This window comes from Eubacteriaceae bacterium ES3 (genome assembly GCA_030586155.1).
Taxonomy (GTDB): Bacteria; Bacillota; Clostridia; order Eubacteriales; family Eubacteriaceae; genus Acetobacterium.
Window position 1 is genome coordinate 1,514,866 of record CP130741.1, and the last position, 14,471, is coordinate 1,529,336.

Annotated in this window: 10 protein-coding genes and 2 pseudogenes; 1 reads left to right on the forward strand and 11 read right to left on the reverse strand. The window is 39.1% G+C overall.

Annotated elements, in window-relative coordinates:
• Positions 1 to 439: 439 nt before the first annotated feature.
• A pseudogene (locus Q5O24_06860) lies at positions 440 to 1,212 on the reverse strand (IS5 family transposase).
• Between the two features lie 57 nt (positions 1,213 to 1,269).
• On the opposite strand from Q5O24_06860, the pseudogene Q5O24_06865 reads away from it, so the two are divergent.
• Positions 1,270 to 2,409: pseudogene (locus tag Q5O24_06865) on the forward strand (IS110 family transposase).
• A gap of 399 nt (positions 2,410 to 2,808) precedes the next feature.
• Here Q5O24_06865 and Q5O24_06870 read toward each other — a convergent pair.
• The 10 genes from Q5O24_06870 to Q5O24_06915 form a co-directional block, all read right to left on the reverse strand.
• Positions 2,809 to 3,069 (reverse strand): hypothetical protein, encoded by a 261-nt coding sequence (locus Q5O24_06870; protein ID WKY49028.1) that lies wholly within the window; start codon positions 3,067 to 3,069, stop codon positions 2,809 to 2,811.
• A 29-nt stretch (positions 3,070 to 3,098) separates the two neighbouring features.
• On the reverse strand, positions 3,099 to 3,221 hold the full coding sequence (locus tag Q5O24_06875; GenBank protein ID WKY49029.1) for a hypothetical protein: 123 nt from the start codon (positions 3,219 to 3,221) through the stop codon (positions 3,099 to 3,101).
• 93 nt (positions 3,222 to 3,314) lie between these two features.
• Positions 3,315 to 3,701 (reverse strand): integrase core domain-containing protein, encoded by a 387-nt coding sequence (locus Q5O24_06880; GenBank protein WKY49030.1) that lies wholly within the window; start codon positions 3,699 to 3,701, stop codon positions 3,315 to 3,317.
• A complete protein-coding gene (locus tag Q5O24_06885; GenBank protein WKY49031.1) occupies positions 3,698 to 3,937 on the reverse strand; it encodes a hypothetical protein in 240 nt (79 codons plus the stop codon). Before Q5O24_06885 ends, Q5O24_06880 begins: the two co-directional genes overlap by 4 nt.
• A 284-nt stretch (positions 3,938 to 4,221) precedes the next feature.
• Positions 4,222 to 4,506, reverse strand: coding sequence for a transposase (locus tag Q5O24_06890; GenBank protein ID WKY49032.1), 285 nt, complete (start codon positions 4,504 to 4,506; stop codon positions 4,222 to 4,224).
• A 261-nt stretch (positions 4,507 to 4,767) separates the two neighbouring features.
• A complete protein-coding gene (locus tag Q5O24_06895) occupies positions 4,768 to 7,497 on the reverse strand; it encodes a hypothetical protein (GenBank protein WKY49033.1) in 2,730 nt (909 codons plus the stop codon).
• 34 nt (positions 7,498 to 7,531) lie between these two features.
• The gene (locus Q5O24_06900) at positions 7,532 to 8,641 is read right to left on the reverse strand and encodes a hypothetical protein (GenBank protein ID WKY49034.1); all 1,110 of its coding nucleotides are present in this window, start codon (positions 8,639 to 8,641) and stop codon (positions 7,532 to 7,534) included.
• 12 nt (positions 8,642 to 8,653) lie between these two features.
• On the reverse strand, positions 8,654 to 11,785 hold the full coding sequence (locus Q5O24_06905; GenBank protein ID WKY49035.1) for a fibronectin type III domain-containing protein: 3,132 nt from the start codon (positions 11,783 to 11,785) through the stop codon (positions 8,654 to 8,656).
• Between the two features lie 21 nt (positions 11,786 to 11,806).
• A complete protein-coding gene (locus tag Q5O24_06910; GenBank protein WKY49036.1) occupies positions 11,807 to 14,056 on the reverse strand; it encodes an Hsp70 family protein in 2,250 nt (749 codons plus the stop codon).
• Positions 14,056 to 14,268, reverse strand: coding sequence for a hypothetical protein (locus Q5O24_06915; protein WKY49037.1), 213 nt, complete (start codon positions 14,266 to 14,268; stop codon positions 14,056 to 14,058). The genes Q5O24_06910 and Q5O24_06915 overlap by 1 nt, the downstream gene beginning before the upstream one ends.
• Between the last annotated feature and the right edge of the window lie 203 nt (positions 14,269 to 14,471).

A 14,471-nucleotide genomic window follows, 5' to 3' on the forward strand; every position in this document is an offset into this window, starting at 1 on the left:
TCCAGTTGATTTAGGAGTTGGCAAACTACTCCCTGATGTCCCCGTTGGTCTTTTTGCTGATCGCGAAGAACTATCAGTTCCTGTATATGAAGGCATAGAAATTCATCTCCTCGTATTATATAGTAGTAGTGTTTATAGTCCCTCTCCAAGGACTGTATGCTATACTTTTTGGAGATACTGTGGATTGGTTCTCATCTCCTACCACTAGATGGTTTTCGAAAGGCTCCAACCACAGGCTCTTTGTATATTTGTTAATCAGTTAGATACCGCATGACGGTTTATTTAGAACGAGGTTACAATCGCAGGGAGTACCCGTGGGTTCCAAACAGTATTAAATTTATTCAAGGAGAACTGTTATGATTTATGCAGGAATTGATGTTGCTAAAGATAAGCATGATTGCTTTATTACTAGGGTGTGTCTGAAAAGTCAAAACACCAATTATTTTGACAAAAGCCAGATGCCAGCAATGTAAACAAAGCTACAAAACGAAGATGCCAGCTTGTCATAACGAGTCGCAACTCTACGAAAATGTTTGATTTTATTGAAAAAGCATTCAACCAGATGGCGTTCTTTATAAAGCCACCAGTCACAGTCCCAGGGTTCTTTGGTGTTTGACTTTGGCGGAATTGTATAGGTTGCACCCTGTGAAGTGATATAAGTCCGGATCTCTTTAGTTCCATAAGCTTTATCACCCAAAATGTTGGCATTTTTGATTTCAATGTTTGCCAGTAGACCAATTGCAGCGGTATTATCGCTAATCTGGCCGCCTGAAAGTTCAAAGTGAATCGGATTACCCAGAGCGTCGACGACTGCGTGAATTTTAGTCGTGTTACCGCCCCGGCTTTTACCGATGTATTGATTCACTTCTGCATTTACAGCCCCTTTTTAGCACCAGCACTGTGCTGATGCGCTTTTACAATGGTTGAATCAATGCTGAGATTTTCAAAGTCAGCATCGGTATTTAAGGCATGAAAAATATTTGCCAGTGTTTCGTCATCACGCCATTTACAGAAACGGCTGTAGACCGTTTTCCACGAACCAAAACGTTCGGGAAGATCTCGCCACGCAGCACCACTTCGCGCAATCCATAAAATTGCGTTGAAGATTAACCGATTATCTTTTGGCGGTCGACCAGTTTTCGCTTTGGGAAATAAAGCTTTAATCTGTTCCCATTGTTCGTCTGTAATTTCATAGCGTTTTGATGGCATTATCGTGCTCCCAACGTTTTGGTTTTATTTTAAAACGCATTGTGGTGATTGTAAAGATTTTGTTTTCAGACACGCCCTAACTCAGATGGAGAGATACTCTTTAAAGCCTTTACCATTATGAACAACCGTGATGGTTTTGATGATTTTTTTCAGAAGATTTCCTCTGTTGCAGAAGATTTAACTAAAGTAAAAGTAGGGCTGGAAGCCACAGGACATTACAGTTACAATCTTCTCGGTTATCTCGTTGATAAAGGTCTCGCCACCTATGTTATCAATCCGTTACATACCAATCTGTACAGAAAAAGTCTAAGCCTTAGACAGACGAAAACGGATAAGGTAGATGCCCGAACAATTGCTTCTATGATTATGTCTGATGTGAACTTAAAGTCCTACTCAGACACATCTTACCACAATGAAGAATTGAAGTCATTAACCCGCTATCGTTTTGATAAAGTAAAGCAACGTTCGAAACTTAAACAATCTATTTCCAGACTTGTTACAATTCTTTTCCCTGAATTGGAAAAACTTGTTCCTACTCTTCATTTAACTTCTGTTTATGCATTGCTTTCTGAATTCCCGGGTGCTAGTGCTGTTGCGTCTGCTCACCTTACGCGGCTTTCCAAACTCATTGAAACAGCCTCTAAAGGTCGATATTCCAAAGATACCGCTGTTCGTTTCAGAGAAGCCGCTAGAACTTCTATTGGCTCAAATATGCCGGCTAAATCACTGGAACTAAAACACACCATTAAGCTTATTCAGGAACTTGATTGTGAAATTGATGAAATAGAATCTGAAATCAAAATCATAATTGATGAAATAAATTCTCCCATTCTTAGCATTCCTGGAATCAGTTATCGTATGGGGGCTATGATTATTGCTGAAATCGGTGATTTTAAACGCTTTGATACTCCTGACAAAATACTTGCTTATGCTGGTCTGTCGCCATCAACTTACCAATCAGGACAACTTGATGGTGCCTATTCCCATATGGAGAAACGAGGCTCCAGATATCTTCGCTATGCATTATTTAATGCAACTAAATTTGTTTGTAACTGGGATCCAATATTTGCAGCTTATCTTGCAAAGAAACGTTCTGAAGGAAAACACTACAATGTCGCAATATCTCACGCGGCCAAAAAGCTTGTAAGAGTCATTTACCAGTTGGAAAGATCTGGGCAAACATACATTAAATCAGCTTAGATTTTTTTAATAAATATCTCTTTTTTGAGCACCTGCAAAGATGCTCTTTTTGTCATGCAGTTTTCAATGTTCAGTTAACTCATTTTCAGTTCTTAACTTATCTGAACTGCATTTCTGCAATTCATTCAAATAATGTCAATTTAGACTTGACTTTTAATAGTTAGTCTCTCCAATTATTTACTTCGTTCCAACACTTTTGTTCCGATTTCATTTTCGCCTGGATCTTCTTCACTACTGTTCTCTGCACCTACAACTTCATCCAACTTTTCATCAAATGCTGCTTTTGCTCATCGGACATAGCATCATATCCGTTTTATTCTCGATATTTTTCTATTACAGCATCATACTCTTCGCGTGATAACTTCATTTTCTCCATAATATGCGACTACCCCTTATGACTTATCTTATTTCTTTGTCATCATCAAATTCATGTTCCTGAGGATAACCATCTTCGAATTCGCCCTTTTCTACTTCTTCGTCATCAGTAGCATCGCTTTCATCTGTTTCATCGGTTTTATCACCAACAACAGCAACCTGATCCATTGTAGCGTCAAAACGTTCTTTCTCTTCATCTGACATTTCATCGTAGTCATACTTCTCTTCCATTTTTGAACGAAGCTCATCATATTCTTCCTGAGTTACTTTTTTAGGTCCTGCCATATCACACTTCTCCTTGTCTATTGACACTATTATCTGCCGTCATCATCATCTATTTCTCGAAAACCGCGCCCGCCACGCTCATGTTCACGATCATTCTCGATTTCTTCATTTTGTTCGGTGCTATCATCATCCGTATCACTCTTCTTATCCACCTGATAATGCTCATCGAACTTCTTATCAAATGCAGCTTTCTTGGTCTTCTGTCAAGATTTAGTACAAATTAAAATGAGAACTTTATCTTCATCTTAATCAGCTAATTGCAAATCCGATTTGCTCATTTTTGCAAATAGTTTTTCAAAATCATCGGGCGACATAAAATCGCAATGGCTGTGAATCCGTTTTGTATTAAAGGATTCAATATATTCAAATACCAGTCGATAGGCATGGTTGAAATCACGGATTTTAAAGCGCTTTATCCGTTCCCGTTTAAGCAGGGAATGAAAAGATTCAATACATGCATTGTCCCAGGGAAATGCCTTTTTAGAGTAGCTTCGCTGCATTTTAGCCGTTGCCTTTCGATATTCTTTTGAAACAAATTGGCTGCCGCGATCTGAATGCAGAATCAATGGAAGTTCAGTACAACGCCGTGCTTTTGCTTTATTAATCGTATCAATTACACAAGATACTTTCATCGTTTTTGAAAGCGTCCAGGCGATGATTTTTCGGGAGTAAAGATCATAATGCTTGTCAGATAGACAAAACCATTGGTTGTCCCAATATAGGTGATGTCGCTGCACCAGACGGCGTTTGGGCGTTCGGGATTGAAGCGTTCATCAAGGATATTCTGAAGTTTATGACTGAAATCTGAATCTCTGGTTGTCGTTGTCCATGGTTTGATCCATTGAGCTCTGATGCCCATTTCTTTCATATATTTACCGACGGTACGTTCTGAAACGATTTCACCGCTCTTTTGCAGTTCTTTCCTGATTTTAGGCGCTCCATAATTCTGGTGGGAGTCATTATAGATTTCTTTAATTTTGAATTTTACGGCTTACTTGCGTTTCTGTGAATCAGAAGGCACATGTTTAAGCCATGCCCGATACCCGGACCAGGAAACGCCTAAAATTTTCAGCACTCCAGAGACAGAAACTCGGCGGTCTTCCTTATGGGTAATTTCTGCCTTTTCAGAAACCTCCAGATAGATGGCTTCTGTTATTCTCCCAGAATGCCGATGGCTTTTTTTAATACATCAAGCGCATCCTGGGTATCACGTAATTCACGTTTTAATCTGGCAATTTCTTTTTCTTCATCAGAAGCATAATTGCCAGACCCCCAACATTCAATGTCGCCAGTATCCTTCAGCTCTTTTTTCCATCTGGAAAGTGTCTGCTGACTGATGCCAAGATTCGATGCACATCCCTGCAGTCCAAGATCCTTGTGATCCTGATAGTAATGAACTGCATCGAGTTTAAACTGTTTATCAAAGTGTTTTGCCATAATGAGATCCTCCGTTTACTGATAGATTTATTGTATCATGTTTTTATATTTTGGACTTTCTCATTTTGACTTGTACTATTTATATTCTAACAGCATCTCTTCATCGCTTCGAGAATCATAACCATAACGCTTTTCATAATCTGAACGGATTGAGTCGTACTCTTTTTGCGTTAGTTTCTTTGGTTCTGCAATGCTTCATCCTTATTTCTGGGAACACAGGTCCTAAGATAGAAATTATTTCCCTGTACTCCCATTTCTTTTTTATTTTCTTCTTCCGAAAATGCCACCAATAATGTCACCTATACCACTCTTAGGTGCCTTCTTAGCTGCATCCTGGAGCAATGATATAAGCATCTTCTTTACCGGAGGTTCACCGCAATTAGCCTTTGATACCTGTTCCGCAAGATTTGACTTATAGTAATCCGGCAATGCTTTGACAAAGCATGATTTCAACATATTAGCAGTATCTTTTACTTGTGCAGCTTTCATACCTGGAATCTTAAATTCATAGTAGAATGCTTCGCATAAGGTAATCATAGAATTAACAAACTTTTTGCCTTTTGCACCAGATAATACTTCATCAACATAACACTTAATATAATCCTGTTTCATTCTGGAATCAGCAATATCAAAAAGGCTTAAAAAGGCTATGTGAACTTCAGAATCACAGAATTCAGCAGCAGTTTGTGCCAAGTTGGCAAAATATTGACCACTTGTAAAACCATATGGTAATGCTAACTTCAAGTGAGCGAACTCGTTCATTGCATCTACCACCTTTTCGGGTTTACGTTCACGCTCCATATTTTTACGCAAATCATAAAATGCAATACCCACCGAAGTCTTCCCTATCTCATTTGCCCATTCCTTCATTTCTCTGAATGTATTTGAAATCATTCCAGAAGTTGATTCATATGGAATAACGGCATCCACACGCCTGAACAGCTCTTTCTCTGCTGAAGGAAACAGCCTATTCCCCCTAATGCTTCGAATAAGGCTGTCGAGATGAGACGGATTCTCAACCTTAATACATGCGTCAAAAAATGCAATGCCTGTATTTTTGCTCTTTCCAAGCAGTTTTACAGAATCCTCAAACGCATGATAAAGTTCGCTCTCACATTTTCCAGCCTTCAGAACTGCATTTGTCAACAAATGCTCAATTATATCAATATTTGTTTCAGAACTCCTGCAAAGCGTCCTACATAATTCTATAACATTTCCTCCACTAAGATCAATAATGGAATCCCACAACATCTCGTTTTTTGCAGGCATGTGCTGTTCGAAATACTGAGAAACTGATAGTGCAACTGCATTAATTACATCATCAGATCCACTTATTCCATCCAACGCTACGCGTAAAGCATTCCTATCGTCAATCAGAGCAATCAAACTTCTGCACACGAATCGATATTTCTCATTGCTTTCCAGAATAGATTTAATACCATTTCTCTCAAGAGAAAGCATATCGTAATACATTTCCATAATTGTACCGATTGTAGAAGAAGTTATGTTTTCAAATTGGTTACTGTAACTCGTTAAATCGCCATCATTAAACAGATCTTGCAATGCAGGGCGAACAATATCCTGAACTCCACCAGATTTAATAGCACTCCATGTACAAGCCAAAGCGGTTCCAGACACTTTCAAATTCGTCAATCCATTACTCAGCTGATCTGCTAAACATCCGGTGACCTCTCCAGTTCGTTTTGTTAATTTTGCTATATTCCAAAGCACCTTAAGGAATTCGAAATTATTTCTTTCATCTTCTGCGGCAAAACGCTGATAGCCACGCATACCCTCATCAAGAATATACATATTCAATACATCATTTTGCGGAACTCCATACTGAGTTATTACCTGTAATTCTGCACTAGCTTCTCTGTAATTCCACTTTTCAACTCGGTGATTAGAATCCAAAAGATACTTATATGCATTGTACAATTCTGGAATTTTATCGGTTATAGTTGTTACTGGAAAACTAGGCAAAACGATACTTGTAAAATCAATAATGTCTGCTTCATACTGAACAGTTGCAGAATAATAAGCTGATTGTATGCTATCATCAGTTGCAAAAGTTGCTGTGTTAGAAGTACCATCAATCATTACGAAATTACTTGTCGGCATCTGTTTGACAGCAGCGCAAAAATTATCCTTAGGATGATATCCCACTATCATATTGTACGGGTGTCTACTCAGTGCCATACTGTTGTTACGCATCGGATAATATTTGCCTGTTTCATCTGTATAGAAGAACATACTATTATCGTTCTGTGTGCCGAGTTTTGTTTTATTCGTTGCGAAAGTAATCTTTTTAGCCATTTCCGCACTAAAGGCGTACTCGATAGCTGCAATCCAAAGCTCAACATTCTCTGGAACGTCCTTAATCAAGAGAACTTTTCTTTCATTTTCTGGTTTTTCATACTCGTGAACTAAAAACCAAATTCCAGCTTTAACAGCTTCTGCACGTCCAGCGTTTACAAATTGTTTAATTCTTTCGATAGTAATATAAGATCCATTTGGAATTTCCTGTACAGTATTAAGCCAAGCGGGTTCTGCACTAGGATTTTCATCCAAATAGTAATCATTTTCAGATTTCAAATATGCATCCCATGCAGATGCCCCAAACCACTTAAAAGGGTAATCCCCCGGCATTCCAACTAGACATTGCTTGATATATGTACCTGTTCTATGACTCTGCCCATTCTTTCTAGATTCCTTACAATGTGGTCTAGCAACTTCAAAAGACATAGCATAAATATCAGTGGATAATGCTGTATATTCATATGAGTTAAATAAACCCGTCACGGAAGTTTCTTTTGCCCCATTTTGTACAGCTAAACGAGTTTGAAGAAAATCATAGTTTGATACAGGTGGATTAATAACCAGCTCTTGGCTCATCGAAAAAACGCCAAATCCATCTGCACGAACCACTTGACCTTTGTTTTTTAACTCACGATGAGGCATGCATCGTGTATAGATAAGTTGGTTAAGCATTATATCGCCTTCCTTTCTTCAAAAAACATTGTGCTCAAAGAGCAGGAACAATACCTTCCTTTGAAAGCATCCAAATTAAAGGATCGAGAACTCTATGAGGCATTACCTTTCCTAACTGATAGCTACCTGTAGGAGGCTGTCCAAAGCTCGATACACCAAAGAATCTAACACTTCCTTTTTTGAAATTTGTGTTAATAGCATCTAAAAATGTAATTTCGCCTTGACTTTCCAGCCAATCTCTAATCTCAGCATCAACTGCATCTGCATCTGCTTTAACAAAACCTTTACGTGCCAGGTGTGGGCTAGGCTGCATAACTGTCGCTGATCCAAAGGTGTTTTTTACAGCATCAATTTTTGTAAATACAACTGCAACATCTCTATTAATCAGTTTCCCAGGTGCTATTCCACAGTTCTGTCTAATATAATTTGCTAATCCATCAACCATATCAGCAGATGCATCCGCATCGTGAGAAGCAGAAGTAGACCAATTGAGGATATTTTGCGGAATGCTAGATGCAACTCCATGCAATGCAAGAGGATCAATCAAAATAACCAGAGCTTTAGATCCCTCAATATATCTGCTAATAACCGAATCAATGTGCTCACAATCTTCTCCTGCTCCATCAAAAATGGTCAAAGAATATGAAGGGATAACTGTATTTGTCATTCTGTTCTTATCTTTTATTTTCCACAACTGTGGAGGAGGTGTTGTACCTGCTGCAGTTGCAGCTACTGGCTGTCGCATATTATAAATTGCTCTGTCATTTTCCTGGAAAATAGCAGTTGTGATCGAATCCATTGAAGATAAGACCCACGGGGCCCCTGCTGTATGTCGCAATTCATGGAGCATGGTTGTCAGAAAATTGGTTTTACCAGAGCCTGTAATTCCGAGAATACTGAAGCGCAGATATTTTTTATAATCTAGAATATCTGACGGCAATTTGCTGTCACAAGAAGAACACTGTCTTGCGCTGGCAAATCCTCTGCAACCAGACTGCTTGCACTTAGGGGTTTTCTTTAGCAAAATTTCTGTTTTAGATGGTGTTGCTGGTGTTCCACAAATGTTGCATACCATCTTCAGATCTTTGCTACGAAGTTCCTGAAGACAGTATGGACAAAGAACATCTGAATGTAATAAAGCCATATTTTTCCTCCCTTATGGTACTTTGCAGCTTTCGATATCGCTTGGTGTTATTTCGAAAGCTGACATATAATCCTCTTGAATAAAAAGTCTCAACGGTGTAGCAGATGAAATTGCATTCCAAGTGCTATCCTGAAACGAACAGACGTATTCTCCATTTTTAAATCCAATATCCGATTCTGGAACTGTATGAATTATAACAGTTTTCGGATCCAGTAATTTCATCGGAATATGTCCATCTGATTTATATACTACGTATATTTCTGGTATTTCTTCTGCATTTGAAGATACAGTCAATTTACAGTTTTTTGCCTTCGTTCGACCAAAGAAACCGCTCGTACCCCAAGTAAATCGATACGATATCTTTTCTTTTGGTTTATTGCTTAATCGCAACTTCGATGGTTCGGAATAAATGATGCTTTCATCCGACATTTTGTACTGACCAATCACCGAAATATAAAGATCTGTTTTGGGAATCGTTTCAACAAGAATCATCCCATCTCGTTCGTATTCATGCAAAGAAACAATCGATAAAGACTTTTTCTTTGCATCTTCAATCGTAGCCCACGGAACAGTAGCCCCCGTCTTCTTCGCAACAATATAATGTATTCTTTCAAGATTTTTCGGTCTATTTGCCAATACAATTCTTAATCGGTTTCCCTCAATCCTTGTTTGGCATTTGTCGATTTCACATTTTTCAACACTTGAAACACGAACAATATCCGAAATGATTCCCTTAGAACCTGCAACACAAATTACTGCCAAAGAACATGACATGTTTGATGGAATCTCAAACTGAGCCTGCATTGAAGTACTCATTGTATTTGCATAATTTCGTACGTTTCCAATCATTAAATTAATATCCGTTGCAGAAATGACCTGTCCAATAAGACTATTAGCTTCATTTGATAAAACCTCTCGAATAAGAACACTCTGTTGAGCGTTATCCGGAGAATTCCATCGAATAGTGACTAATCGTCCTTCAATTCGTGATGTAATGTTTCTCAATGCTATTGGAGGTGGTTCAGGTTTCAGCATTACTGTAACACCGCGACTATACCTAAAACTGCTTTCGTAAGGATATACGCACTGGAGACGATATCCATATGTATTGTTATTCGAAACCCCAGCATCATCAAAGTTTGCTGAAGCTTTGGCTGCCACAACTATACTTCCAGAAGAAGGACTCTCTGCTGGAATTGCATTCGTACTTCTAAGAATTCGAACACCGATACAATTCGGAGGTAAAACCCAGCTAAAACGACAAACAGCATTTTCAGCAGAGGTTCGAAAATATTTTGTAGCCAGTTCACTGAAGTTTACAATTTCACATATAGAAGGATCAGAAAAAACATTCAGTCTGCAAGCGAAAACTGCATATCCATAACTAATACCTGGTTGCAAAGAAGTATCCTTATAACTAAGTTCTCCAATATCTGTAGCCAAAACTTCACCATCTGCCTGTCTCTGGGGGATGTCATTTTTCTTTCTTACAACTTGATATTTAATGCCCTTGTCACCAGTTGCATTCCAAGAAAGTGTGCAGGTCAATGAAGCTGTTCCCATTACTGCTGCATTTAAGTTCAATGGTTTCCTTGGTATTGAAGAAATCAGCACATCTATTGCTGGCTGATAGTCTTCAACAATTTGAAGAATTTCAACACATCTATTTGCTTTGTCTACAGAAGATAACGATCCAGCAGGCATTCGTCGCTTAACTTCCGCCATCTTTTCATCAATCACTTTCTTCTGACTATCCAGCTTCAATTGAGGCATTGATGCACTTAATGTTCCCAATAAAGTCTGTGCTTTACAGAACATTCGGGCAGCTATTAACGCCTTTAGTTCATTTAGTGGTCGATCATACTTATCACGCTCAGCTTTTATTCTTTGTGATAATTCTGAAAGTTTTTGATGTCTGGGAAAAGCATTCTCTGCATTGGCATACTGCTTACTTGCCTCGCCAAAATCCATTTCCTTAAGTGCGAATTCTGCCGCTTTAATATACTCATCAAAGAATTGCATTTCAGAAACCAAGAATCCGCAAGAACAACGATCTGCTATTGCAGGTGCACTTTTGTGGCATTTCGGACATTCAATATAAAGAGGTGCGCCACAGACAGTACATTTCCCCTTTTCTGCATCTTCTCTAGTTCTAAACTCTGCAGGTGTTTTACATGAGCCACACGTCAGATGAATTAAAGCTTCCAATGGCTCATAAGAATCCTGCATTAGGCCAGCCTCTTGGTTATATAATGCTAAGGATAAGTTGTAGTCTGGAAAACTTTTCTGGATTGTCCTTATGCAACTATCAGCAAAATAGCGATCCTTTTTAAAGTCCTCCGGTGCTGACTTTAATAGAGAAAAGAAAGCTTTCAGCTTCTCTCTTTCTAAAGACTGGTCATATTTCTTACGATTTACTTCTGTATTGAAAACCTGTGTTGTTCCAGCAGTAAACAAGTCAGCCAACAAATGGCCCTGCGCACTCATGTCGCTAGCAAACTGAGCTGCCCAAGATTCCATGATGCTATAGAGCTCGGTCGTTCTTTTCTTATGATAGGATCCAGTGTCACTATCGCTTCCACCACAAAAATAGCACGCCAAATCATATAAATCTGTTACTTTTGATGTCCACGGATACTTATGTATTGCCATTGCCTGCAATTGTGAGATTTTACTGCTGATATTGCCAGCTACGACAGTCGTTAAAAATGCATCATTAAGATTAACTGCCTTGGTTACCCGTTGAACCACAAATCCTTTTTTTACATAAGTATCTTCTATCGTTTTAGGAGATAACTTTAATTTAAGATGCACATTCCTTATCTGTGCGTTCGTCACCTCAGGTGTTCCTGATTGGCCTACAAGCATGATGTCTACCAGTTGTTCCAACTGTTGTGTACGAACTTCTTTAAGGGTACGTGCCTCTACATTTCTTGTCTTGTTCTCGTGCAAAGTCTCAACCATATTGTCATGAAGAGACAACTCATCTGAAAGGACAGCTCTACGTTCGGCAATTGTTTCGTTTGCAAGCATATCCTCTGTACGCTTCTTCCACTCCGCAATTGCTTTGTCAATACGTCGCTGATTTTTTTCAGGCGGATCAAAGTCGAGACCAAGAACTTCAAAATAATTCCGTCTGTCCATTGGCTATTGTACCTCGCCTATTTACTCATTTATTGCAAGCCATGTAGCAACTGCTGTTTCTGCACCAGTACGGCTCCGCTTTCCTGTATTACTTCCTCCACCAATTTCCTGAGCAATTTTCCCAAAACTTTGTATTAATTCGCTCTGGTCAACAAGCATGGAGTCAATATATCCAGAACTGATATCTCTTAAGAACTGTTCATCTGCAGAGCCAAATCCGATACCGGTGATGTCTATATCCATTCTGTGGCATTTACGTGCTTCGCTGACTGCAAGAGACTGATTTTCCCACATACCATCTGCTAGGACAATTCCAAGAAGCTTTCCTTTGACTCGTCCAAGCATAGACTGGAAATCATTAAATGGATGTCCAGCATTACATACTCCAGTCATACACTCTGTAATAGAACGAATAGACGCTTTACACTCACTTAAATTCGATGTAAGAGGCTGTACAATCTGAGATTTATCTGACACAGCAATAACACCAATTTCAACATCACCGGGATAGTCTTCGAAATTGTCAACAAAATGGCACATTGCATTTCTTGCATCATCAATTGGCTTTCCAGACATACTTCCAGATACATCAACTGCCATAACAACAGACAATGCCTCTGCAGAAGGTCGCATTTCTTCCGAATCAATTGGACGGCCAAATTTGCTCATATCTGCCAGAACAGGTTCCTCTCTAATCGGAAGATCCACTGTTCCATTTCCTTGACGAACCTGTACATGCACCATTCCATTAATATCGTAGCTGTACTGAATTTTTATTGTTGTAGGGTTATCGTTTCTATCATGGTTAATGCCAGAAACTACATATTTTCCAATTATTTCACATTCCAAAGGAGCCTTAACGCCCTGTAATACATAGATCTCCATTTCATTATCACCACGAGCGGATGTGTAATAATGAAATGCTTCAGCACATTTTACCGGAATTCTCTGGTTTGCCGGAACAATCGTCTTATTAATATAATGTATACCATCTGCACTAACTGCAATGACTCCCATTGCATGTGCAACTACGTCCACATGACTCATACATAACGCATTATTTAACGCAGTTTCTTTACCTACCATGTCCGGCAAAGAATACTTAGGAGAAGCTGGTGATGTCTTTTGGATCGCTTTTTTAAATTTAAAGAAGCTTCCGCTGTCTGCATTATTTTCTGCAGGAGGAGCCATTGAAATAACGCTATATTCCGGTAATGGTAAATGCACCTGAATTGCAGCGCCTAAAGCAACAGCCTCATCCGGATTAACCTGCGCAAGCGTATGCCCACTGATGCGTTTTAAGTAAGCAGAAACCTGTCTCATTCTGGTTGAACCACCTACAAGCAGAATATCCGTAATGTCTCGCCATCCTATGCCTGAACCACGAAGTAAACTTTCACACAAGGTTCCCGTTCGTTCAATCAAATCCGCCGTGTTCTGTTCGAATTCCTCAAGTGACATGGTTGTTGAGTACCACCCATATTCAGGAAGGTTTAAACGAACATTAGCAACGTTTCTTGAGGTCAACTGTTTTTTAATATTCTCCGCATTCTGTGTAACTATCTGATGAATTTCAGGATATTCAGAGACATAATACCCCGTCTCACTCCCGATTTTACTCTCTACTAATGCACAAATACGAGCGTCCCAATCCTTACCACCGAGAGTATGATCTCCTGTAGTCTGCAGAGATTCCATCTGATTGTTCTTTTTCATTTGAACAAGCGTTACATCAAATGTACCTCCACCAAGGTCATAAACTAGCACACGTGCGTTTTCTCGCCAATGTTTAACACCATAATTCATAGCTGCAGCTGTAGGCTCATTAATAATCTGTCGAACTTTCAAGCCCGCCTTTTTTGCAGCCTTCATGGTCGCCTGGCGCTCTTTATGGTAGAAATATGCTGGAACAGTTACTACCGCTTCATCTACCTTCTGATGAGTAACTGCTTCAACCTCTTCTTTCAAATATCTAAGTAAAATGGTCGAAAGATCTTCAGCCGTGTACTTCGTTCCATTAAATGAACAATATGTATCCGGATTACCCATACTTCTTTTAAATACTGAAGCACAGCCCGATTCACCGGTCTCGAAAGCCTCTAGTGCATCAGAGCCGACTATTATTTCATCATCTTCTGTAAATTGAATAACAGAAGGCGTAATTCTTTCCCCTAGCGTATTAGGGATTATGATTGGCTGACCATTTTTCTCATCCATCATAGCAACAGCTGAGAACGTGGTACCCAAATCAATTCCTACTTTAATTCCCATTATTTTACCTCCATAGAAATCACTTTGTTGGGAACTCCTCTAGGTTGAGTTCGCATAATTTTGATTAGCTTTAGAATTTCATCTGTTGTAAGACTCTCCCAAGGTATTTCTCTCAATAGGAATTCTGAAGCTGTGGGTGTAAGAGCATCCATTGCAATAATAGCGGCTCTTAGTTTTTTTTCGATACATTGTATATTGCACTCATTATCCATTTCGTGCCCTCCCCATCTTATTCTATAAAAAGATTTCTTATTCTGACAAAGAAGCTAAATAGATTTTCAGGTGTAAGTCGTTTCCAGTCAACTTCGGCAATGAGTTCTTCGCAACATCGTCATGAAAATGATCAATCGAATACCAAACCATATTAGCAATCAGGTTAGGTGAGTAAGTGCTGTCTTTTCATGGTCACGGTAGG

Excerpts from the sequence above, each read along its gene's own strand:
- Q5O24_06895 (WKY49033.1), bottom strand. The coding sequence starts at position 7,497 with ATGCTTAACCAACTTATCTATACACGATGCATGCCTCATCGTGAGTTA.
- Q5O24_06900 (WKY49034.1), bottom strand. The coding sequence starts at position 8,641 with ATGGCTTTATTACATTCAGATGTTCTTTGTCCATACTGTCTTCAGGAA.
- Q5O24_06880 (WKY49030.1), bottom strand. The coding sequence starts at position 3,701 with ATGAAAGTATCTTGTGTAATTGATACGATTAATAAAGCAAAAGCACGG.
- Q5O24_06890 (WKY49032.1), bottom strand. The coding sequence starts at position 4,506 with ATGGCAAAACACTTTGATAAACAGTTTAAACTCGATGCAGTTCATTAC.
- Q5O24_06915 (WKY49037.1), bottom strand. The coding sequence starts at position 14,268 with ATGGATAATGAGTGCAATATACAATGTATCGAAAAAAAACTAAGAGCC.
- Q5O24_06870 (WKY49028.1), bottom strand. The coding sequence starts at position 3,069 with ATGGCAGGACCTAAAAAAGTAACTCAGGAAGAATATGATGAGCTTCGT.
- Q5O24_06905 (WKY49035.1), bottom strand. The coding sequence starts at position 11,785 with ATGGACAGACGGAATTATTTTGAAGTTCTTGGTCTCGACTTTGATCCG.
- Q5O24_06910 (WKY49036.1), bottom strand. The coding sequence starts at position 14,056 with ATGGGAATTAAAGTAGGAATTGATTTGGGTACCACGTTCTCAGCTGTT.
- Q5O24_06885 (WKY49031.1), bottom strand. The coding sequence starts at position 3,937 with ATGAAAGAAATGGGCATCAGAGCTCAATGGATCAAACCATGGACAACG.